Annotated in this window: 17 protein-coding genes and 1 pseudogene; 9 read left to right on the top strand and 9 right to left on the bottom strand. The window is 70.8% G+C overall.

Annotated features, from left to right (window positions below):
• Positions 1 to 58: 58 nt before the first annotated feature.
• Positions 59 to 3,367 carry a PAS domain-containing protein gene (locus VFW66_09665; GenBank protein HEX5386954.1) on the bottom strand — a complete coding sequence of 1,103 codons (3,309 nt, stop codon included), beginning with the start codon at positions 3,365 to 3,367 and terminating at the stop codon, positions 59 to 61.
• A 58-nt stretch (positions 3,368 to 3,425) separates the two neighbouring features.
• On the bottom strand, positions 3,426 to 5,849 hold the full coding sequence (locus VFW66_09660; protein HEX5386953.1) for a transglycosylase SLT domain-containing protein: 2,424 nt from the start codon (positions 5,847 to 5,849) through the stop codon (positions 3,426 to 3,428).
• Positions 5,850 to 5,912: 63 nt separating this feature from the next.
• Between VFW66_09660 and VFW66_09655 the strand changes: the two genes are divergently transcribed.
• Complete coding sequence (locus tag VFW66_09655) at positions 5,913 to 6,314, top strand: RNA-binding S4 domain-containing protein (protein ID HEX5386952.1); 402 nt, start codon at positions 5,913 to 5,915, stop codon at positions 6,312 to 6,314.
• Positions 6,315 to 6,343: 29 nt separating this feature from the next.
• Here VFW66_09655 and icd read toward each other — a convergent pair whose 3' ends face one another.
• Positions 6,344 to 7,600 carry an NADP-dependent isocitrate dehydrogenase gene (icd, locus tag VFW66_09650; GenBank protein ID HEX5386951.1) on the bottom strand — a complete coding sequence of 419 codons (1,257 nt, stop codon included), beginning with the start codon at positions 7,598 to 7,600 and terminating at the stop codon, positions 6,344 to 6,346.
• Between the two features lie 24 nt (positions 7,601 to 7,624).
• On the opposite strand from icd, the gene aceK reads away from it, so the two are divergent.
• Positions 7,625 to 9,403 carry a bifunctional isocitrate dehydrogenase kinase/phosphatase gene (gene aceK / locus VFW66_09645; protein HEX5386950.1) on the top strand — a complete coding sequence of 593 codons (1,779 nt, stop codon included), beginning with the start codon at positions 7,625 to 7,627 and terminating at the stop codon, positions 9,401 to 9,403.
• Here the strand turns inward: aceK and VFW66_09640 are convergent.
• The 4 genes from VFW66_09640 to VFW66_09625 form a co-directional block, all read right to left on the bottom strand.
• The gene (locus VFW66_09640) at positions 9,389 to 9,754 is read right to left on the bottom strand and encodes a hypothetical protein (protein ID HEX5386949.1); all 366 of its coding nucleotides are present in this window, start codon (positions 9,752 to 9,754) and stop codon (positions 9,389 to 9,391) included. The genes aceK and VFW66_09640 overlap by 15 nt on opposite strands.
• Positions 9,755 to 9,856: 102 nt before the next feature.
• Positions 9,857 to 11,422, bottom strand: coding sequence for a mercuric reductase (locus VFW66_09635; protein ID HEX5386948.1), 1,566 nt, complete (start codon positions 11,420 to 11,422; stop codon positions 9,857 to 9,859).
• Positions 11,397 to 12,173, bottom strand: a complete 777-nt coding sequence (locus tag VFW66_09630) for a TVP38/TMEM64 family protein (GenBank protein ID HEX5386947.1) — start codon at positions 12,171 to 12,173, stop codon at positions 11,397 to 11,399. Before VFW66_09630 ends, VFW66_09635 begins: the two co-directional genes overlap by 26 nt.
• Positions 12,174 to 12,256: 83 nt before the next feature.
• The gene (locus VFW66_09625) at positions 12,257 to 12,667 is read right to left on the bottom strand and encodes a hypothetical protein (protein ID HEX5386946.1); all 411 of its coding nucleotides are present in this window, start codon (positions 12,665 to 12,667) and stop codon (positions 12,257 to 12,259) included.
• Between the two features lie 141 nt (positions 12,668 to 12,808).
• On the opposite strand from VFW66_09625, the gene VFW66_09620 reads away from it, so the two are divergent.
• The 5 genes and pseudogenes from VFW66_09620 to VFW66_09600 all read left to right on the top strand — a co-directional run bounded on the left by VFW66_09620 (position 12,809) and on the right by VFW66_09600 (position 16,090).
• On the top strand, positions 12,809 to 13,591 hold the full coding sequence (locus tag VFW66_09620; GenBank protein HEX5386945.1) for a 5-oxoprolinase subunit PxpA: 783 nt from the start codon (positions 12,809 to 12,811) through the stop codon (positions 13,589 to 13,591).
• 3 nt (positions 13,592 to 13,594) lie between these two features.
• Positions 13,595 to 14,245, top strand: a complete 651-nt coding sequence (gene pxpB, locus VFW66_09615; GenBank protein HEX5386944.1) for a 5-oxoprolinase subunit PxpB — start codon at positions 13,595 to 13,597, stop codon at positions 14,243 to 14,245.
• Complete coding sequence (locus tag VFW66_09610) at positions 14,242 to 15,198, top strand: biotin-dependent carboxyltransferase family protein (protein HEX5386943.1); 957 nt, start codon at positions 14,242 to 14,244, stop codon at positions 15,196 to 15,198. The genes pxpB and VFW66_09610 overlap by 4 nt, the downstream gene beginning before the upstream one ends.
• Positions 15,199 to 15,329: 131 nt before the next feature.
• The gene (locus VFW66_09605; protein ID HEX5386942.1) at positions 15,330 to 15,593 is read left to right on the top strand and encodes a GlsB/YeaQ/YmgE family stress response membrane protein; all 264 of its coding nucleotides are present in this window, start codon (positions 15,330 to 15,332) and stop codon (positions 15,591 to 15,593) included.
• A gap of 20 nt (positions 15,594 to 15,613) precedes the next feature.
• A pseudogene (locus tag VFW66_09600) lies at positions 15,614 to 16,090 on the top strand (anthrone oxygenase family protein).
• A gap of 94 nt (positions 16,091 to 16,184) precedes the next feature.
• Here the strand turns inward: VFW66_09600 and VFW66_09595 are convergent.
• Complete coding sequence (locus VFW66_09595) at positions 16,185 to 18,011, bottom strand: ATP-dependent metallopeptidase FtsH/Yme1/Tma family protein (GenBank protein HEX5386941.1); 1,827 nt, start codon at positions 18,009 to 18,011, stop codon at positions 16,185 to 16,187.
• 170 nt (positions 18,012 to 18,181) lie between these two features.
• Between VFW66_09595 and VFW66_09590 the strand changes: the two genes are divergently transcribed.
• Positions 18,182 to 18,961 carry a CpsB/CapC family capsule biosynthesis tyrosine phosphatase gene (locus VFW66_09590; protein HEX5386940.1) on the top strand — a complete coding sequence of 260 codons (780 nt, stop codon included), beginning with the start codon at positions 18,182 to 18,184 and terminating at the stop codon, positions 18,959 to 18,961.
• Here VFW66_09590 and VFW66_09585 read toward each other — a convergent pair whose 3' ends face one another.
• Entirely contained in the window at positions 18,962 to 19,573 is a 612-nt protein-coding gene (locus VFW66_09585; protein ID HEX5386939.1) for a hypothetical protein, read from the bottom strand.
• A 631-nt stretch (positions 19,574 to 20,204) separates the two neighbouring features.
• Here VFW66_09585 and VFW66_09580 point away from each other — a divergent pair.
• Positions 20,205 to 20,810 carry a hypothetical protein gene (locus VFW66_09580; GenBank protein HEX5386938.1) on the top strand — a complete coding sequence of 202 codons (606 nt, stop codon included), beginning with the start codon at positions 20,205 to 20,207 and terminating at the stop codon, positions 20,808 to 20,810.
• The last annotated feature ends 2 nt before the right edge of the window (positions 20,811 to 20,812 follow it).

Below are 20,812 nucleotides of genomic sequence, written 5' to 3'. Positions count from 1 at the left end.
CGCCCTCACACCGGCTTCGCGGGGCGGGCGTGGTGGCGGCCAGTATTGAAAGCGAGGCTCAGGAGGGGCTGTGATGCGTGACCCCGGCCGCGCGCGCATCGAGCACGTCGCGCACCTGCCGGCTCAGACCATCGGGGGAGAATGGCTTGGGAAGGAAGGGGATGCCGGCATCGCGCAGGGTGCCGCGCGCGTGGTCGGGTTCCATGTACCCCGACATCACGACCACCCCGATGCCGGGCCGGAGCGCGAGCAATGCATCGATGAGGTCGAGGCCGCCCATCTCCGGCATGACGACGTCGGTGACCAGCAGATCGATGGACCCCGGGTACTCCCGCGCGATCTCCAGCGCCTCGCGCCCGTTTGCCGCCTCCAGCACGAGGTAGCCGAGCCCGGCGAGCACGCGGCCGGCAAGGCTCCGCACGGCGTCTTCATCTTCGACCACCAGCAGACACTCGGCCCCGCCCCGGATCGGTCTGCACTCAGGCGTCACGGGTTCAGCGGCATCGGACGCGGGCTCGATGCGCGGCAGACAGATCTTGAACGCCGCGCCCTCGCCCGGCTCGCTGTCGACCCACACGTAGCCGCCGGTCTGGGTCACGATGCTGTACACGGTGGCAAGGCCGAGCCCCGTGTTCCGGCCCGAGGTCTTGGTGGTGAAGAACGGCTCGAAGAGGCGCGCTTTCACCCTGGGATCGATGCCGCGGCCGGTGTCGCTCACCACGAGCATGACGTACGGCCCCGCGGGAATGTCGATGCCGATGTGCCGGTAGGCGTATCCCTCGGGCAGATCGACGTTGATCGTCTCGATCGTGAGGCGGCCGCCGTGGGCCATCGCATCGCGGGCGTTGAGCGCCAGGTTCATGACGATCTGCTCGAGCTGCCCCCGGTCGGCCGCGACGCCGCCCAGGCCCGCCGAGAGGCTCTCCACCAGCCGGATGTCCTCGCGAATGAGCGGCCGGAGCATCGGATCGAGCTCGCGGATCACCTCGTTCAGGTTCATCACCTGGCGCTTGAGGATCTGCGGGTGGCCGAGCGTGAGCAGCTGGCGGGTGAGGGCGGACGCGCGGTCGGCGGCTTTGCGGATTTCCAGTGCGTCGGCCCGTCGCGCGTCGTCCCGGTCGAGGCTCTCGACGAGCAGGTCGCAGAAGCCGAGGATGATCATCAGCATGTTGTTGAAGTCGTGGGCGACACCGCCGGCGAGCCGGCCCACGGCATCCATCTTCTGCGCCTGCCGCACCTGCTCCTCGGCCCGCTTGCGCTCGGTGAGGTCCTGCACCGTCGCCGCAAGGCAGAGCAGCTCGCCGCCGCCGCGGATCGCGGCGACGTCAACCAGCACCGGGAAGCCGCTGCCGTCATGCCGCAGGTGCTCCGACTCCCAGATCTGGTGACCCTGCTCGCGCGCACGCGCCATCTGCGTCGCGCACTCGGCGCGGCGGTGCGGCGCCACGAGATCGGCGAGCGGCCGGCCTTGCAGCTCGCTCGACGCGTAGCCGTGCAGCCGCGCGAACGCCGGGTTCACCGCCTCGATTCGCTGTGCGTCGGGGCTCGCGATGCTGACACCCCAGGCCGCGCGCTCGAAGATGAAGGCCCAGCGGCTGGCCGTGGACTCGGCTTCGGTGCGCCGCCGCACTTCGCGCTGGGCCGCTTGGAAGAGCCGTGCGTTCTCCGCGGCGAGCGCGGCGCGGCCCGCCACCTCCTCCGCGAGCGCCAGGTCCTCGGGCGTGTGCCGGCGGCCCGATGCCGAATAGCCGAAGGTCAGCTTGCCGATGCTCTGCCCGTGCGCGCGGAGCGGCACCACCATGAGCGAGCGCGGTGCCAGCGCCGCGAGAAACGCCGCGTCGCACTCGCGCCGGCCCAGCGCTGCGACCTCGGATTCGGAGAGATCGGGCATGAGCAGCGGCGCGCCGGTACGGAGCACCTGGACGATCGGATGGTCATCCCACGCAGGGTCGGGCGTGCAGGTGCGGGCGTCGGCGGCGAGGCGGGCCTCGACGGCCGGTTCGGCGTGCGCCAGTTGCAGGCGCTCGAGTCGACCGTCGTCATCGAAGACGTCGAGGATCGTGAAGTCGGCGAGCGCCGGGATCGTCGCTCGGGCCACGGCGGCGAGCGCGGCCTCGGGCTCGCGCGAGCCGTCGAGCAGCCGGCTCGTGTCCGCCAGGAGCCGCTGATGGGTTTCACGGCGCTGGAGCTCGGCCACCTGGCGCTCGAGATCGGCGTTGAGCCGCTGGATCTCGCGCTCGCTCTCGACCCGGCTCGTGAGGTCGCGGTTCACGCCAACGATGCCGATCACCTCGCCCGCGGCGTTCCGGAGCGGCGCGAGCGAGGCCTGCATGTGCCTGTTCCCACGCTTGCGGACCAGCTCCCACTCGTACACCACGGTCTCGCCCGCGAGGGCGCGGCGATTTGCCTCCTCGTGCATCGGCGCGGTAGCGGGGCCCACGATCTCGCCCGTGGTGCGGCCGAGCAGCATCTGCGCGGGGCTGCCCTCGCGCTCGAGCCAGCGACCGAAAATGTCGACGCAGCGGCCATCCCGATCGAGCCGGAACACGACGTCGTCGATGGATTCGACCAGCAACCGGAAGCGCTCCTCGCTCTCGCGGAGAAGCCGCCGCGTCTCCGCCATGCCGGCCTGCGCCCGGCGGCGGAGCGTCACGTCCCGTGCGTAGCAGTTCATGCCGCCCGCCACCGGCACGAATCGCACGGCAAAGCATTGATCCACCCCAGGCGGCCGGAACCAATCTTCGACCGTCACCTCCCGCCGCTCGGCGGCCGCCCGGAGCGCGGCCGCGTGGAAGCTCGTGCCGGCGAGCTCGGGCATGGCGTCCCACACCGGACGGCCGAGCATGCCGTCCGGATCTTTCCCGAGGTGACGGAGGTAGGCCTCGCCGCGGCGATTGCAGTAGGTGATGCGCCACTCGTCGTCCCAGTGGCAGAACAGCTCGCTGATGCCCTCGAGCGCGTCGCGCGCGTGCCCGGATGCCGGGTCGTCCGGCGGGATTGACTCGATACCGGTCAGCTCGCGGATGAGCGCCGAGACGCCGTCGTCGGAGGGAAAGATGCGGGCTTCGAGCACGCGGCCGCGCGGCGCATCCAGTTCGCTGGATGAGACTGGCACGCGCGCGGCCGCGGCTCGGCGCAGCGCGGTCTCGAGCGCCGTGCCGGCGAGACCTGGCACGCGATCCCAGATCACGCGGCCCGTGGGGTCACCCGAAGCCGCGCCGTAGCGCTCGCTCAGGAGCCGAATGGCGGCGCGATTGGCGTAGGTGCAGCGCCAGTCGGCGTCGAATGCGAGGAAGGCGTCGCCCAGGCGCTCGAGCATGTCGTCGAGCCGCGGCGGGGCAAAGGAAGCGGCAATATGTGTCGTCATCACGCCCGGCGCGGTATGCGCGGTGGCCGTGAAAAAGGTCGTTGTATCGAGAGCAGCCTTAAGGTAAGAACTGCGGGCGCGTCACGCCACCGGTCGGCTCGGGCCCAGTAGCTTCCCACGAATAGAGCGCACGGTAGAGCGCCTCGTTCCGTTGGATGATCCGCACGTAGTCGCGCGTCTCGACGAACGGAATCCGCTCGGCGAACACCTCGGGATCGTTCGCGCCGGTCTTCGTCTGCCAGCGCGCCACCCGAGAGATTCCGGCATTGTAGGCAGCGAGCAACCGCGGCACGTCCGGCAACTGGCGCGCGAGGTCGCCCAGGTGCGCGGTGCCAAGCTCCAGACTCACGTCCGGCTGATAGAGGAGCACCGGATCCCACTCGGGAAATCCCTGCGCCTCCGCGAGCTTCCGGCCAAGATCGGGCATCACCTGCATGAGACCGCGCGCGCCGGCCCGCGACGTGGCGAGCGGGTTGAAGAGCGACTCCTGGCGGATGAGCGCCGCGACGAGACTCGGGTCGAGCCCGTTCGCCTCCGCCGCCGCCATCAGCGCGTCCGGCCGCACCACTGGATAGAGCAGGCGGTAGAGCCGCGCATCGGCCGGCGCGCCGCGGGCCAGCGCGCGCCGCGCGAGCTGGATCGCCTGCGCGCCGAGCCCCTGAGCGCGGAACGCGTCGGCGGTGGCGAGCAGGCGCTCGACCGATCCATTCGCGTCACCGGCGATGTCCGCGTACTCCCACGCCGCCTCCCGCGCGAGCCCGAGACGATCCAGCTCGGCCGCGCGCGCCATGGCGGTGTCGAGGTCGGGATAGCTGGCGAACGAGTCCGCCGCCGCGGGCGGCGCCCAGGGGTCGATGTCCAGACGCTGATCGACGAGGCCCGCGTAGTACGACGCCGGCTGATCCGACGCGAGCGCGCTCCACCGCTCGCGGGCGCGGGCGCTGTCGCCTGCCGCCTCCCACGCGCGCCCGCTCCAATACCTCGCGGCGAGCCCCTCTTCTCCCGCGCGTCCGCTCCTGGCGAGCCCGTCCAGCTCTTTCGCGGCGGTCCTTGCGCGGCCTTCGAGCAGTGCGATGAGTCCGGAGCGGAACCACGCGGCTGCCGCGAATCGGCTCCGGGGAAACATCTTGGCCGCCCGCGCGAAGAGCCGCCGTGCTTCGCTCTCCCGATGGTCATCGGTGGCCAGATCGGCCAGCAGCACGAGCGCGGGCGCCGCGGCGGCGCTGTCCTTCCGAAAGCTGGCGGCGACCTTGCGCAACGCGCGCACCGCGCCGGGCTCGTCGCCGCCGCGCAGCATCGCACGCGCGCGCTGATACGCCGCCGCGCCGCCCAGCGAATCGCTCGCCGGCACCCGGCCGAACTCGACCGCCGCGCGGTCATATCGCCCGAGCCGTCCGAGCGAGGTGGCGAGGTCGAAGCGGTCGCTCGTCCCGCCGAGCCCGGCGTCGAAGGCGCGGTCGAATCCCTCCACCGCACGCTCCGGCGCGCCCGCGGCAACGGCACCGCGCGCGATCGCAAGCTCATCCTCCGGCGGCTGCGCGCCGAACGCGCTGTCGAGCAGCGCGACGGCGCCGCGGGCTTCGGCGGCCGTCCCACCGATGATGGCGTCGATCAGCTCGCGCCGCACCGAGTTGCGCGCCGCGCTGTCGACCGAAGGAATGCCAAGTGCGGCAGCCGCGCCGCTCCCGAGGGCGGGCGCGCGGGCGCCCCCGGGCGCGTTCGCGGCGACGAGCCGAAGGCGAAGCGCCGAGATCCGGTCGCCGAGCGCCGCGTACGCCTTCGCAGCGCCCAGATCGTCACCGAGCCGTTCGCGCAGTGCCGCCTCGGTTTCAGGGATATGCGCGCGCGCGGCGGCGCCAAGCGTGGTATACAAGCCCCATCGGCCGCTGCTGTCGGCCATGGCGCCGGCCGCGCGGAGCTTGAGCCAATCGGCCGCCAGCGGAACGGCCTCGGCGGCGCGGAGCCAGGTCGCGGCCGCGGTGTCGTGCGCGCCGAGCCGCTCGAGCGCGCGCGCGAGTGTCACGAGCGCGGCGCCGCGGCGCTCCGGCGGCGCCGCCGCCCCGAGGAGTGCGGCAGCGCGCGCGGCCGCCAGCGAATCGCGCCCCGCTTCGAGCGCCGCCCGCGCGAGCAGAATGCGACCCACGCCGCCCGCCGCGAGCGTGCTGTCGGGCTCGGCGCCGAGCAGGCGCTCGACCGCGTTCCACCCGCCCCAGCGGCTTGCCGCGGTCGCTGCAAGCAGCAAGGCTTCGGGGGTCCGGGTGGCGGAATCGCGGAGCATGGGATCGAGCAATCGCGTGGCGCGCCACGGAAGGCCGCGGGCGAGCGCTGCCATGGCTGCGGCGAGGGTAGAGTCGTCGGCGGTGGCCGGATCGGCAGCCATCGCGGTCTCGGGCGCCTGGAGCTCGGGGACTTGTGGCGTGGGCGCGGCGATCTGCACCGCCCGGGCCGCGAGCGTGATGAGGAGCTGGATTGTGAGAGTCACGGTTTCCTAATGTCGCAAGGCGGCACCGCGCGCACCAGCATGCGCCCGATGTATCGTTCGCCCATGCCGCACCAACCCGAGAGCATCGAACGCGTCCGCATCGACAAGTGGCTCTGGGCCGCGCGCTTCTTCAAGACCCGCTCGCTCGCCGCCGAGGCGGTGGCCGGCGGCAAGGTGGAGGTGAACGGCGAGCGCGCCAAAGCCTCCAAGGCCGTTCAGCCGGGCGATCACGTGCGCCTGCGCTTCGCCCCGTTCGAGCATCACCTCGTCGTGCGCGCGCTCGCCGAGCGGAGGGGGTCGGCCACGGTCGCGGCCACGTTGTACGAGGAGACGGCCGAGAGCCGCTCGGCCCGCGAGCGGTTGGCCGAACGGCTCAAGTTTGCGGCACCGGCGTTGTACGAAGAGAAAGGGCGGCCGACCAAGAAGCGCCGGCGCGAAATCGAGCGGTGGCGCGGGCGGGCGTAGCGGCGAGCCGCGCGCAACGCCCCCGGCCGCTACATATTCTCCACCATCGCCCGCGCGAAGCCGCTGGTCGAGACGAGCGTCGCACCGGTCATGAGCCGCTCGAAGTCGTAGGTCACCTTCTTCTGCGCGATGGTCTTTCCGAGCGAGGCGATGATCCGGTCGGCCGCCTCACCCCATCCCATATAGCGCAGCATCATCTCGCCCGACAAAATGACCGAGCCCGGGTTCACCTTGTCCTGCCCCGCGTAACGTGGCGCGGTGCCGTGCGTCGCCTCGAACACCGCGTGCCCGGTGATGTAGTTGATGTTGGCGCCGGGCGCGATGCCGATGCCGCCCACCTGCGCCGCGAGCGCATCCGAGATGTAGTCGCCGTTCAGGTTCATCGTGGCGATGACGCTATATTCCTTCGGCCGGGTGAGGATCTGCTGCAGGAACGCATCGGCGATCACGTCCTTGATCACGATGCCCTGTGGCAGCGCGCACCAGGGCCCGCCATCCACCTCGGCCGCTCCGTATTCTTCCTTCGCGACCTGGTAGCCCCAGTCGCGGAAGCCGCCCTCGGTGAACTTCATGATGTTGCCCTTGTGCACCAGCGTCACGCTGGGACACGCATGGGCGATGGCGTACTCGATGGCAGCGCGAATGAGGCGCTTGCTCCCCTCCTCCGAGATCGGCTTCACCCCGATGGCGCTCGACTCGGGGAACCGGATCGTCTGCGCGCCCAGCTCCTCCTGCAGGAATTCGATCAGCTCGCGCGCCTCCGGCGAGTGCGCCTTGTACTCGATCCCGGCATAGATGTCTTCCGTGTTCTCCCGGAAGATGACCATGTTCACGTCCTGCGGCGCCTTGACAGGCGACGGCACGCCCTCGAAATACCGGACGGGCCTCACACAGGCGTAGAGGTCGAGCTTCTGCCGGAGCGCGACGTTGAGCGAGCGGAACCCGCCGCCCACCGGCGTCGTGAGCGGGCCCTTGATCGCGACGAGGTGATGGTCGATGGCCGCGAGCGTCGCGTCGGGAAGCCAGCTTCCGGTGAGATTCTTGGCCTTCTCGCCCGCCAGCACCTCGAACCACGCGATGCGGCGCTCGCGACCGTACGCGCGCTCGACGGCGGCATCGAAGACGACGCGCGCGGCCCGCCAGATGTCGGGCCCGGTGCCGTCGCCCTCGATGAACGGAACGATGGGATGGCTCGACACCTCGAGGCGGCCGTCGCGCAATGCGATCGACTCGCCTTCGGCGGGAGCGTGGAGCGCGTGGTCTGCCGGCATGGAGATGGACGACATGACCCGCAACTTAGTGTCGGGCCCGTGAACGGCAACGCCTCGCCCAACATTGATGTCCCCGCGAGCGCGCCCGCGGCCGGTGACGCCGGCGGCGCCGCGCCCGACCGCGCGGCGGCAATGATCATGAACGCCTATGCGGGCTATTGCGCCGCGTTCAGCGCGGTTACCCGCCGGGCCCGCCAGCGGTTCGAAGCGCGCGACTGGCACGGCACCCAGGCCGACGCGGCCGAGCGCCTCGAGCTCTATCGCACGCGCCTCGATGCGCTGGTCGCGGCACTCCGCAACGACCCCACTCCCCTGGATCACGACCGCGCCGCGTGGAGCCGCGCCCGCGCGGCCTTTGCCCGCCTGGCCGAGTGCCGGCCCGACGCCGAGCTGGCCGAGACCTTCTTCAATTCAGCCAGCCGTCGAGTGCTCGGCACCGTCGGCACCGACGCCGATGCCGAGTTTCTTTCGTTCACCGCGGGCGGCGCGCTCGACCACCCCGAGCCGCCGGTGTACGATGCCTTTCCGGGCGAGGGCTCGAGCCGCGAGCCGGTGCGCCGGTTGCTCGCGGCAGCCGGCTGGAGCGTGTCCTACGAGGACATGGAACGCGACGCCGGCCTCGTCGCCGAGGCGCTCGACACCCGGCTGCGCGAGCTGGGATGGACCGCCGGCCCGCTCTCGGTCGAGCTGCTGCGCGCGCCGTTCTACCGCAACAAGGGCGCGTATCTCATCGGCCGGGTGCACGGCGCCGGCGAGCTGGTGCCGCTCGTCCTCCCGCTGGTGCACGGCGAGCGCGGCATCACGGTGGACGCGGCGCTGCTCACCCAGGACGAGGCGAGCATCGTGTTCGGCTTCAGCTGGTCGTACTTCTTCGTGGAGGCGCCGCGGCCGCGCGCTCTCGTCGCCTTTCTCGCGTCGATCATGCCGCACAAGCGGGTGGACGAGCTGTGGAGCGCCATCGGCTACAATAAGCACGCCAAGACCGAGCTCTGGCGCGGGCTTATGCGCCACCTGGAGCGCCCCGAGGCGCGCTTTGCCGTGGCCGAGGGCGACGAGGGACTGGTGATGAGCGTGTTCATGCTGCCGTCGTTCAACATCATGTTCAAGATCATCAAGGACACCTTCGTCGCGCCCAAGCACACCACGCGCAAGGCGGTGATGGCCAAGTACCATCTCGTGTTCCGGCACGATCGGGTGGGTCGCCTGGCCGACGCGCAGGAGTTCGAGCAGCTCGAGTTCCGCCGCCACTGCTTTCCCGACGAGCTGCTCGCCTATCTGCTCAAGGTGGCCGGAAGGAGCGTGCGGGTGGATGGCGACCGCGTGGTCGTGCGGCACTGCTACACCGAGCGGCGGGTCACGCCGCTCAACCTCTACCTTCGCCACGCCGACGACGCCGCCGCGCGCGACGCCATCGTGGACTACGGCAACGCCATCAAGGACTTGGCGGGCGCCGACATCTTCACCGGAGACATGCTGCTCAAGAACTTCGGCGTCACCCGCAACGGCCGGGTCATCTGCTACGACTACGACGAGCTGGCCCTCCTCCGCGAATCCAACTTCCGCCGCATGCCGCCGCCCCGCTCGGAGGAAGACGAGCTGGCCGCCGAGCCATGGTTCCACGTGGGCGAGCACGACGTCTTTCCCGAGGAGTTCAGCCCCTTCCTCGTGCCAGCCGGCGGCCTGCGCGACGACTTCCTCGCCGCCCACGCCGATCTGCTCACGGTCGAGTTCTGGACCGGTGTCCAGCGGCGGCTCGAGGCCGGCGAAATCTTCGACTTCTTCCCCTACAAGCAGAGCCGGCGCCTACACCGGGCGTGACCGGAGCAGGCGCTCGGTGCCCTCGACCACGCGGTGCCGGTACGCCTGCACCGATTCGCCCGCGCCGCGGATCGGGAGCACGTAGGCCGGCGTCTTGGGATCGGACGAGTCGGGGGTATTCACCATCGTATCGCCGCCCTTCGCCTCGACCGCGGCGGTGAAGCGGTCCACCGCATCGAGCAGATCGGCCAGATCCTCGCTCGAGTCGCTCGGCAGCACGCGGACCTCGCGCTGTTCCAGCATTGCCGCGGCGTGCTCGCGCGCCCGCCGCTGCTCCTCCACCCGGTGCGGGTTGAGGTCGCGCTGCACGCGCTCGTAGTCTCGCTCGTCGTTGGATTCATCGCGGGCCATGATGCCTCCGGGAGTGGGCCCGGAGCCAATCTGGTGCGGGCCGCCGGCCGGGGGCGTGCGCTCCGTTACAGCGCGCCCCTGCCGCCCACTTCCCCCGGCGGTTTACCCGAGCAGTCGGAAGTACCGCGCGAAGAGCCGCCGCATCCGCGGGGTGAGCTTGCCCCGCCGCCACGTATCCGCGGCCTTGCGGAAAACTTCGGCCTGCGTCGGATACGGATGGATCGCGTTCCCGATGCCGCCCAGTCCGACGCCGTTCACCATTGCGGCGGTGATCTCGCTGATCATGTCGCCCGCGTGCTCCGCCACGAGCGTGGCACCGAGAATCCGGTCGCTCCCCTTCGCCAGGTGCACCCGGAAGAAGCCCTCGGTCTCGCCATCGAGCACGGCGCGATCGACCTCCTCCAACGGAATCGTGAGCGTCTCGATCTCGCGGCCGGCCTCGCGCGCGTCCCGCTCGTAGATCCCGACGTGCGCGATCTCGGGGCTGGTGTACGTGCACCACGGCACCAGCAGCGCGCTCGCCTTTGCGCGGCCGAAGAAGAGCGCATTCCGGACTGCGGTGCGGGCGAGGAAATCCGCAGCGTGGGTGAACTGGTACTTCGATGCGACGTCTCCAACCGCGTAGATCCGGCGATTGCTTGTGCGGAGCCGATCGTCCACCACGACGCCTTTGGGGCCGTAGCGCACGCCGGCCGCATCGAGCCCAAGCCCCTCGACGTTCGCCGCACGCCCCACCGCGATGAGGATCTGGTCGCCCGCGATCCGCTCCTCCCGGCCGCCCCGCTCCACGACCACCACACGGTCGGCGCCGATCCGCTCGGCCGCGAGGCTCTTCGCCTCGTGGATGAAGATGACGCCGTCGCGCTCCATCGCGTGCTCCACGATGCGCGCCGCGTCCATGTCCTCGCGCGGGAGCGCGTGGGCCGAGTTGTTGACGACCGTGACCCGGCTGCCGAACCGCGCGAAGGCCTGCGCCAGCTCGCATCCGATCGGCCCCGCGCCGATGACGACGAGCCGCGCGGGCAGCTCGGTGAGCGTGAAGACCGTCTCGTTGGTCAGATAGCCAACCTCGGCGAGCCCTGGAACGCGTGGCGTCGTGGCGCGCGCACCGGTCGCGACGATCGCGCGGCGAAACCGAAGCGTCCGGCCGCCCACCTCGATGCTGTCCGATCCGGTGAAGCGGGCGTCGCCCAGAAAGACGTCCACCCCGAGCTCGCGATAGCGCGGCGCGCCGTCGATCGGACTGATCCCCGCACGGAGCCGGCGCATCCGCTCCATTGCGCGGTCGAAATCGCCGGCGCCGGCTGCCGCCGGCCCGCCGAACTCCGCGGCGCTCGCCCGCGCGTCCGCCCACGAACGCGCCGCGCGGATGACGGCCTTTGACGGCACGCAGCCCACGTTGAGGCAATCGCCGCCCATGAGATGCCGTTCGATGAGCGCCACGCGCGCGCCGAGCCCCGCCGCGATCGATGCGCTCACGAGTCCGCCCGTGCCGGCGCCGATGACGACCAGGTGATAGCGGACGCGCGGCTCCGGATTCACCCAGCCGTCCGGGTGCGCATTGGCGACGAGCGCGCGGTTGTACCGGTCGAACGGCTCGACCCGCACCGGGCCGGCCTCCGCCGCCACGGTGCCCGCGGCGCTATGCGTTGGGGCGGCCGGCGTCATCGGTCACTTCGCGAAGAGCGCGGCGGGCGGCACGGGTCACGATGGTCGTAACCACGAGCGTCGCCGCGGCGCCCAGCGCGAGCACCCCGTAGTAGCCTGGGCCGTGCTGAGGGGCGGCACCGCCGGCGAGCGCGGCCACATCGCCCACGATCATGCCGGAATAGACGTAGAGAATGGTGCCCGGCAGCATGCCGACGCAGGCGACGACGTAGTCGCCGAGCCGCACCTGCGTGAGCCCGAGTCCGTAGTTGAGCAGGTTGAATGGAAATACCGGCGAGAGCCGAAGCAGGAGGACGATCTTCCGCCCCTCACGCCCGATGGCGCGGTCGATGGCCGCGAACCTCTCATTGCCCTCGAGCTTTCGCTCCACCGCGCCGCGTGCCAGGTATCGCGCGATGAGAAACGCCGCCGTGGCACCGAGCGAGGCGCCGATGAAGACGTAGAGGGTGCCGAGCAGCAGGCCGAAGATTGCGCCCGCGGCAAGGGTGAGCAGCGAACCCGGAACGAACGCGATAGTGGCGGCGACGTAACCGGCGATGAACGCGATCGGGCCCCAGGCCCCGAGCCCGTGGACCCACGCCGTGAACGCCGGTACGTAGGCGCCGAGTTTGCGGCCGAGCAGAATGAAGGCGACCGTCGCCGCGACCGCGAGCACAATCCGAATGACGTTGCGATAGGTTCCGCTCCGCGCATTCCCGCCGGGCTGGACGTTCACCGGCAGATCCGCGGACGCGACCTGCTCTTTTGCCATGGCGCTTGCCTGCTCCTATCGACGCGTGAACTACGCTTCAAGCTGCGCGTCGGATGCGGCGGGAGGCAAGCCCGCGAGCGAGATCAGCGATCGCGAGGGACCATCACCGATAGCACCACGCCCCCCGGCTGCAGAACTACCTCGCCGAAGCGCTTGAGCCCCGCGAGCGACGAATCTCCACCCCGCAGACAGCGGAACCCGAGACTTCTGGCGTCGGACTGGACGTTCGCCGACCCGATCGCGAGCACGCAGCCGTCGAGCAGCTTGGCCTTTCCGGAGTCGGAGAGGCGCACGCTCACTCGCATGCCGGTCACGTCGTCCGGCGCGCTGCGCGTGAACTCGATACCGCGCAGGGTTCCGAGCTTGGAGCCGTCCACCTGGAACGGCAACATGGCCAGCGGGATGTCGACCGGTTCGGTCGAATGCGCCAGCGTCTTTGCGCGCAGGACGCCGTGGTGAACCGCCGCGATCAGCCCCATGCCGACGACGAACACCAGAACGGCCCCAACCGCGATACGGATCCAATAGCGCCTCATGGCTACCTCTCTGCTCCGGGAACTCGAATCGTTGCAGACAGGAACGAGCCCCAACTCCGCTTTGTTTCAGATCCGCCCCGCCGCCTTCATCTTTACCAAGTGCCGACCCCCACTCCTGCCAGCACCACGATCGACCTGAACGCCGACCTGGGCGAAGGCTTCGGCATCTGGGCCCCCGCTGCAGATGCCGAGCTCCTCCCTCTCGTGACCTCGGCCAATATCGCCTGTGGTTTTCACGCGGGCGACCCGGTGCGGATGCGGGAAACAGTGGCGCTAGCGGCGGCCCATGGCGTCGCGATCGGCGCGCACCCCGGCTATCCCGATCTTCAGGGGTTCGGCCGGCGCGAGCTCGACGCCTCTCCCGCGGAGATCGCGGCCTATGCGCTCTATCAGGTTGGTGCGCTCGACGCGGTGGCCCGCGCGGCGGGCACACGGGTTCGTTACGTGAAGCCGCACGGCGCGCTTTATCACCGGCTCGCGCGCGATCGCGACGCGGCCCGCGCGTTTGCCGCTGCCATTCACGATCTCGACCGCGAGCTTACGGTGCTCGGCCCTGAGGGTAGCGCGCTCCTCGCCGCGGCCCGCAGTGCCGGCCTCGAGGCCCGGCGCGAGGCATTCATCGATCGGGGCTATGGGCCCGACGGCATCCTGGTGCCCCGCGGCCGTGAGGGCGCCCTCGCCTCGGACCCCGTCGCCGCGGCCGAGCGCGCCGTGCGCATCGTGCGCGAGGGATTGGTCAAGGCGGTCGACGGCACCGACGTCCCCGTCGCCGCCGATTCGCTCTGCATCCACGGCGACGGGCGACATGCGGCGGAGCTGCTCCGCGCCGTCCGGGCGCGGTTTGAGGCCGAGGGAATCGCCGTGGCGCCGTTCGCGCGCTGAGCCATGGCTCCGGTCATCGCGCCGCTCGGCGATTCTGCACTTGCCGTGACGCTCGCCGAAGGAGCGGCGCCCGCGACGAGCGCCCTCGCCGCGCGATTTGCCGCGCGTGTGCGGAGGCGCATGCTCCCTGGGGTGCGCGATGTCGTCTCCGCATACGGCACCGTGACGGTGTACTTCGATCCGCGCTCGGCCGATCCCGATGGCATCGAGCCGGTGCTGCGCGCGCTGCTCGGCGCGCCGGAAACAGATGACACTCACGACCCGCGTGGCCGCCTCCATGTCATCCCCGTCCGCTATGCCGGCCCCGATCTCGCCGAAGTCGCGGAGCGGACCGGCCTCTCGCAACGCGAGGTGGTCCGCCGCCATGCGTCTCCGACTTACGAGGTGTGCTTCCTCGGTTTCGTCCCCGGCTTCGCCTATCTCGGTCCGCTCGACCCGGCGCTCGTGCTCCCGCGACGGGCGGAGCCGCGCCGCCGTGTGCCGGCCGGAAGCGTCGCAGTCGCGGGCGCGCAGACCGGTATCTATCCGTTCGAAACGCCCGGCGGCTGGCATCTGATCGGCCACACCGACGTCATGCTCTTCGACCCGACCAGCGACCCGCCGAATCTCCTCGCCGCCGGCGACCGGATCCGCTTCGAGCCGCTCGACGCGTGATCACGATCGTCGCGGCGCCGCCATTCGCCACGGTGCAGGACACGGGGCGCCAGGGGCATCGCGCCGCGGGCGTCCCGCCGGGGGGCGCAATGGACCCGGTATCGCTCGCTGCGGGCAACCTCCTCGTCGGAAACCCGCCGGACGCCGCTGCGATCGAGTGGTACATCGGCGCCGGCGAGCTGCGCTTCGATCGCCCAACCCGCTTCACCCTCACCGGCGCCGCCGTCACCGCCGAGCTTTCCGGCCGCCCCGCCGAGAATTGGCAACCGCTCTCGGCCGCCGCCGGCGACGTGCTCCGCGTCGACTCGTTCACCACCGGCGCCTGGCTCTACTTCTCCGTTGCCGGCGGCGTAGCCGTTCCCCTGTCCCTCGGCAGCCGTTCGACGTATTTGCCGGCTCATTTCGGCGGCCTCCAAGGTCGCCTTCTCCGCACCGGCGACCAACTGCCACTCGGCGCCTCTCCCAGGCATCGAGATGCCGGGCCTGTATCCCCTACCGCCTTTGCCGCCTCTGCCGCCCGTACCGCCTCCCTGTCCCCTTTCAACCCCGACCCCATCGCCGTCATGCCCGGCCCCGCCCGCCAACTCCTTCCCATCCACGCCTGGGCTCGCCTCCTCTCCGAGTGCCGCCTTTCCCCTTACGTGAGCCGCATGGGCTACCGCTTCGAAACCCCCTTGCTCCCCATCGACTCACCCCCCGATTCCCCTTCCGTCCCGAGCCTTCCCGGCTCCGTCCAACTCCCCCCGGGTGGCGCGCCCATCGTCCTCATGAACGACGGTCCCACCGTGGGCGGGTACCCGGTCATCGCCGTCGTTGCCACCGCCGATCTCGGGCGCCTGGCGCAGCGCCGCCCCGGCGAGCCGGTCCGCTTCGTCGAGATCACGCGCGCTGAGGCACGCGCCCGGTTCGCCACACTCGAGGTTGCGCTGGCTCGACTTGCGCCCTCTCCGTGACCCCGGTCACGGCGCTCCGCGCCCGCCCGTCACGTCGCACATTCCCGAGCCGGCGTACCATCAATGCGCAGGCGACCGACGCCGGCCGACTCCCGGCCCCATCGGATCGCCCCTCGGGGGAGGAAACTCGCATGTCGATCATCGCCTGGATCATCCTGGGCCTCATCGCGGGCTGGATCGCGAGCAAGATCGTGAACAAGACCGGCGAAGGCGTTGTCGTGGACATCATCCTCGGTATCATCGGCGCGGTCGTGGGCGGGTGGATCTTCAACCGCTTCGGCACGGCAGGCGTCACCGGGTTCAACGTCTGGAGCCTCATCGTGGCCATCATCGGCGCGGTCGTGCTCCTGCTAATCTACCACGCTATCGTCGGCAGCAGCCGGCGAACCGTGTGAGTACGTGGTCAGAGCCCCAAATGCAGCGTGCCCATCCGGACCCGGATGGGCACGTCTCGTATGCGGACGATTCCGGTGGCGCGTCGACGCCGCTTCGCGTCGCGTGGTTCACGAGCCTCATGCTCACGGCGCTCGCGGCGGGTGCGGTGTGCTCGCACGCCATCGAGGCGCCCGGTGCCGCCGATCTCTCCGCCGCCGTGTGGCTCGATGCGCAGCAGGTGCTCTACCGGAGCGCCGGGTTCACCTTCACGTTGCTGGAGCTGGGCGCGCTCGCCGCGACCTTGGCGCTTGCCGTGCAGTTGCGCCGCCGGCCGCGGCCATTCGGGCTCGCGGTGCTGGCGCTCATCTGCTTCGTCGCGATGATTCTGGTGTGGGTGGCCGGCATCCACCCGTTGAGCGTAGAAATCGCCTCGTGGAATCCCCAGACGATGCCGGCCAACTGGCCCGAGTACCGCAACCGCTGGGAGGACCTGCACGCGATCCGCGCCGGCCTCGTGCTCATCGCGCTCGGCGCGCTCATCCTCTCGACCATGGCCGACGCGGCGATGACCGGCGCCGAGCGACCCGCCGCGCCCGGTGGGGCGCGCGAGCTCAGCTCGCGTACGTGGCCGGTTCTGCTCCGTTGGCCGCGAGGATCGCGACCGCTTCCTCTCCGCCGATCGTCTCCCGCTCGAGCAGTGCCCGCGCCAGAGCCTCCAGAGCAGCGCGGTGCGTCTCGATGAGCTGCCGCACCCGCGCGTACAGTCCCTCGATGATCTCCTTCACGTCCCGGTCCATCGTTGCGTGCGTTTCGGTGCTGAGCGGCAGCGCCGGATCGTACGCCACGAGCCCGGTGCTCTGGCCCATGCCGAGGCTGTAGACCATCTCCTTTGCGATCCGCGTCGTCTGCTGCAAGTCGCTCCGGGCGCCGCTTGTCACGAGCGCCGGCCCGAACACGATCTCCTCAGCCGCGCGCCCTGCCAGTCCCTTGAGGATCTGGCTTTCGAGGTAGCGCCGCGAGTGCAGGTGGAGGTCGTCGGCCGGCGAGAAGAACGCCACGCCCATCGCCTGGCCGCGCGGCTGGATCGTCACCTTGTGCAGCCCGTCCTCCGGGCAGCACAGCACGCCGGCCAGCGCGTGTCCCGCCTCGTGCACCGCGACGATCTGCCACTCCCCGTCCGACGCGCGGAATCCCGTGCGCTCCTTGCCGAGCAGCAGCCGGTCGCGCGCCGACTCGATGTGTCCCCACGCGACGGCAACGGCACCCTGCCGCGCGGCCACGATCGCCGCCTCGTTCACCAGGTTGGCGAGATCGGCGCCGCTCGATTGCGGCATGAGGCGGGCAAGCCGGCCCAGATCGACGTCCTGCCCCACCGGCACCGCGCGCTCAAGCACGTGCAGCCGCAGGATCGCCTCGCGCTCGTCCGCGCTCGGCAGGCCCACGGAGACACTTCGATCGAACCGCCCCGGACGCCGGAGCGCCGGATCGAGGTCTTCGGGCCGGTTCGTCGCCCCGATCACCAGCACGCCCTCGCGCTGGGAGAAGCCGTCCATCTCCACCAGGAGCTGGTTGAGCGTGCGGTCGTCCTCGTTGTGGCTCCGGTTGGCCCCGCGCCGGCTGCCGATGGCGTCGATCTCATCGATGAAGATGACCCCGCCGCGCTTCCGCGCCCGGCGGAAGAGATTCTTGACGCGCGCGACGCCCAGGCCCACGAGAAATCCGGTCACTTCGGAGCCCGAGATCGCGAAGAACGGCACGCCGGCCTCGCCGGCCACGGCCCGCGCCATGAGCGTCTTGCCCGTCCCCGGCGGCCCGAACATCAGCACGCCCTTGGGCGCCCGCGCGCCGATCCGGCCGAACTTCTCGGGGTCGCGGAGGAATTCGACGACCTCCTTGAGCTCGGCGACCGTGCCCTCGTTCCCCGCGACGTTGGCGAACGTCGTGCTGCTCGGCGACTCCTCGCCGAGCGAGCCATGACCGCCTTGCGTCGCCAAGCCGCGCTTGAGGAGGATGCCGAGAACCGCGAAACCCGCGAGCACCACGAGCAGATTGAGGGCGGCCATCCGGTCGTGCTGCTCCCGCTCGGTGAACGCGACGGTGACGCCCATCGCCTCGGCGCGGTGGAGCACCTCGTCGAGCGTGGGCGAGGTGTAGACCACGCGGAACCCGGTCTCGCGCGCTCCGGGCGTCCCCGCCCCCGGCCGCATCCGTCCCCTGAGCTCGCGGCCGGGATCGATCTCGAGGGAGGCGACCTGCCGGGCGTCGAGCGCGCTCAAGAGCGCCGAGTAGGTGAGCTCGGCCGGCGCGAGCGGCGCGCGGAGGGTGCGGATGCCGAGCCCGAGGCCGACCAGAAGTAGCGTGATGAGGATTCCCGCCCAGAGCGACGGCTGGGTCAAGATTGCGCGCCAGAACGTGCGGGATTGCTTGCGTGCCTGCATGGATGTGACCGTTGGGAAGACCGCGGAGCTATCGCAACATGTAAGCCATGCGGTATGCCCGACACCTGCGCCGGGCGCCGATGGATTGGTCTCTGACTTTGCCAGAAGGATGATGTTCTGCGGGAGAAGTATCGCCAGAAGGCACGTTCGTTGCTACCCCGCCAGGCCCCATGATTCCACTCGCCGATCTACATAGCCACCTGGTCCCGGGCGTCGATGACGGCGCCGCGTCGCTCGATGAGGCGCTGGACTCGCTCCGGCACCTCCGCGCGGAGGGCGTCACCGCGCTGGTCACGACGCCCCACCTGCTCCTCCCGCGGCTCTCGACCGACGCCGCTATCGGGCGCGAACTCGAGCGCCACCGCCGCGCCTTCGACCTGCTCCTTGACGCGACGGAAGGGGCGAGCGACTTGCCAGCCGTCGCTCTCGGCCAGGAGATCTGGGCGCCCGACGCTGCGGCGATCCGCCGAGTGGCAAGTCGTGCGGACGTGGGTTTCGGCGGCGGCGACGTGCTGCTCGTCGAGTTCGGCTTTGTCCTCAAGGGCACGCACGAGGATGTAATCGAGGCGGCGCGCGCGGCGGGGCGGCGGATCGTGATCGCGCATCCCGAGCGCTACCGGTTCGTCTCCGGAATGGATCCGCTCGAGACCGCGGCCGCATGGCGCGGCCGGGGCGCCGAGATACAGATCAACGCCGGAAGCCTGACCGGCCACTACGCCGATTCGGCGCCCGGCTCGGAATCGCTCTCCTGGCGCCTCATCGACGCCGGCCTTGCCGATCTTATCTCCACCGACCACCACGGGACGCGCCGCGAGGGCGTCTCGCCGCGCGAAGCCCGGACCGCGCTGCTCGCGCGCAATCTGCGGGAGGCGGCGGAGCGGCTCCTGAGCACGAACCCCGGTCGGATCGTGCGTGCCGCGCTCGAGTCAGCCGCGATCCGCTCGGCCTGATCAGCGCTCAGCCAGCAACTTCTGTTTGAGCGCGATCACGATCCGCGATCCCTTGGCCACGTACACGTCGCGATCCTTGGTCTGAATGGCGCGCTGCGTGCCGACCGCGCCGCCCAGCACGCCGCCTACCACCGCACCCTTCCCTCCCGCCACGAGCCCGCCCGCGAGCGCGCCCGCGCCGACGCCGACGCCCACCTTGGCCGCGTCGTTCACGTTGGTCTTCCGCCCCGCGAGCTGCCGCTCCACGGAGACCACGCTCGCCGTGAGCGGATAGGTGTGCCCATCGGCCGCGAGCTGCTGGGTCGAGAGGCGGAGCACGCCCGGATCGCCCTTGTGCTCGGATTCGTGGATCGCCTCGATCCGGAGCGTGAGCGTAGCGCCCTCCGGTATCACCACCTGCCCGTGCTCGTCCTTCACGGCCGACGACACCGTGGCCGTCACGGACTCACCCGCCTTATTGTGGCGGGAGTGGATTTCGTCATCGAGCTTCGCGGTGACGCGGGTGCCCGCCGCCAACTCGCTCGGCCCCTGGGCAAGTTTGCCGCCCGCGCCGCATGCGGTGAGCGTCGCGAGCACCGCGAGTGCGGAGGTCGTGGTGAGGGTTCGGCGCATCGTCCATCTCCGGCGTCGGGGTAGCCTCTCATCATCGGCTGGGTGCCGCGCCTGGGCGCAGCAAGCGACGTACCCGCGGCCTATCGACCGCTAACGCGTTGTCGTCACGCCGCGTCCAGCATGGGAAGGCACGTCCAGGGGACGCGCCGACCGGGCATTCCACCGGTTGCGCCGCGGTGGGCGGCGGCAATCAACTCGCTCGGCGGCGGCATGGCGGTCCGAATGCGCGCCGCGATCGGGGTGTGCGCCACTCCGCGGACTGCAGTTCGCTTCTTCGGGTGAGATCATAACTCTGGCTACCGCTCACTGACGCCCGCTACGCGGCGCACACCCCGATCGCGGCGCACCGGCGCTCCGAAGCGCGGGGATTTGTCGCCGGCAGCCCACCGCGCATGCATTGCGAACGCCCGCGTTTCGGAGCGTGGCCGGTGGCGCCCGGCCTGGCGGGGGCTGCCCCGGACGGACGCGTCAGTGAGCGGCAGCCCCCCTTGGGATCTCTCCGCTTGAGCGAACTGCAGCGGCCGGTAGGGGCTGTCCCCGCCAGGCCGGGCGCCCCACACGGAGCCCCCGCGATCGACGTCCGTAACGCCGGTCACCGCGTCCGCGCCCGCCCGATCGCATGTAGTTGAACATGGTCGCCCAATCTCGGAGGCTCGCAGCGCTCGGCGCCGCGACCGTGCTCTTGGCGCTCGCGGGCTGTGGCAGCGTCCGCGACGACGCCGTCGAGACCGCCGCGCTCGACCGCGAGCCCGGTGCCGCAGACACAGTTGTCTTCGGCGTCGATCGCCTGCACCTCGCGGGCGACGTGCCAGCCGACCGCCGCTTCCTCGAGCGCCTGCTCGATCACTATCAGGGATTGGACTACCTGGTGGCCCGCATGGACCGGGACCCCGCGAGCGGCAGAGCCCGCAGCCACGCGGAGCGATTCGAGAACCACGAGCACCCGGAAAAGCGCCGCATGGACGAGCTGCTTCGCAGCCACTACGGCGAGCGCTATATCCCGATCGTCCCACCTCGCTTCAAGGCGGCCGTCGACTCGCTCGCCGCGCTCCCACCCGACGAACAGCCCCGCGCGCTCGTGCGCCTGCTCGCCAAGCACCACAGGGCGGACCTCACGCTGATCGACAGCATGATGCCCGCCCTGCAGGATACGGTGGTGCGTACGGTTGCGGAGGATCTGCGCGCCCACCAGGCGCACGAGCTGGACCGCCTGCTCGCGCGCCTGGCCCCGCGGTGAGT

It is taken from the genome of Gemmatimonadales bacterium (assembly GCA_036279355.1).
Lineage (GTDB): Bacteria > Gemmatimonadota > Gemmatimonadetes > Gemmatimonadales > GWC2-71-9 > DASQPE01.
Note: the sequence above shows the minus strand (reverse complement) of the source record. Positions and strands in the feature narration are given on the sequence as shown.

Bases quoted from the DNA above. Each gene is read 5' to 3' on its own strand.
- VFW66_09665 (HEX5386954.1), bottom strand. From the start codon at position 3,367: ATGACGACACATATTGCCGCTTCCTTTGCCCCGCCGCGGCTCGACGAC.
- icd (HEX5386951.1), bottom strand. From the start codon at position 7,600: ATGTCGTCCATCTCCATGCCGGCAGACCACGCGCTCCACGCTCCCGCC.
- VFW66_09595 (HEX5386941.1), bottom strand. From the start codon at position 18,011: ATGCAGGCACGCAAGCAATCCCGCACGTTCTGGCGCGCAATCTTGACC.
- VFW66_09580 (HEX5386938.1), top strand. From the start codon at position 20,205: ATGGTCGCCCAATCTCGGAGGCTCGCAGCGCTCGGCGCCGCGACCGTG.
- VFW66_09605 (HEX5386942.1), top strand. From the start codon at position 15,330: ATGTCGATCATCGCCTGGATCATCCTGGGCCTCATCGCGGGCTGGATC.
- VFW66_09635 (HEX5386948.1), bottom strand. From the start codon at position 11,422: ATGACGCCGGCCGCCCCAACGCATAGCGCCGCGGGCACCGTGGCGGCG.
- VFW66_09630 (HEX5386947.1), bottom strand. From the start codon at position 12,173: ATGGCAAAAGAGCAGGTCGCGTCCGCGGATCTGCCGGTGAACGTCCAG.
- pxpB (HEX5386944.1), top strand. From the start codon at position 13,595: ATGGCTCCGGTCATCGCGCCGCTCGGCGATTCTGCACTTGCCGTGACG.
- VFW66_09590 (HEX5386940.1), top strand. From the start codon at position 18,182: ATGATTCCACTCGCCGATCTACATAGCCACCTGGTCCCGGGCGTCGAT.
- VFW66_09655 (HEX5386952.1), top strand. From the start codon at position 5,913: ATGCCGCACCAACCCGAGAGCATCGAACGCGTCCGCATCGACAAGTGG.
- VFW66_09585 (HEX5386939.1), bottom strand. From the start codon at position 19,573: ATGCGCCGAACCCTCACCACGACCTCCGCACTCGCGGTGCTCGCGACG.
- VFW66_09640 (HEX5386949.1), bottom strand. From the start codon at position 9,754: ATGGCCCGCGATGAATCCAACGACGAGCGAGACTACGAGCGCGTGCAG.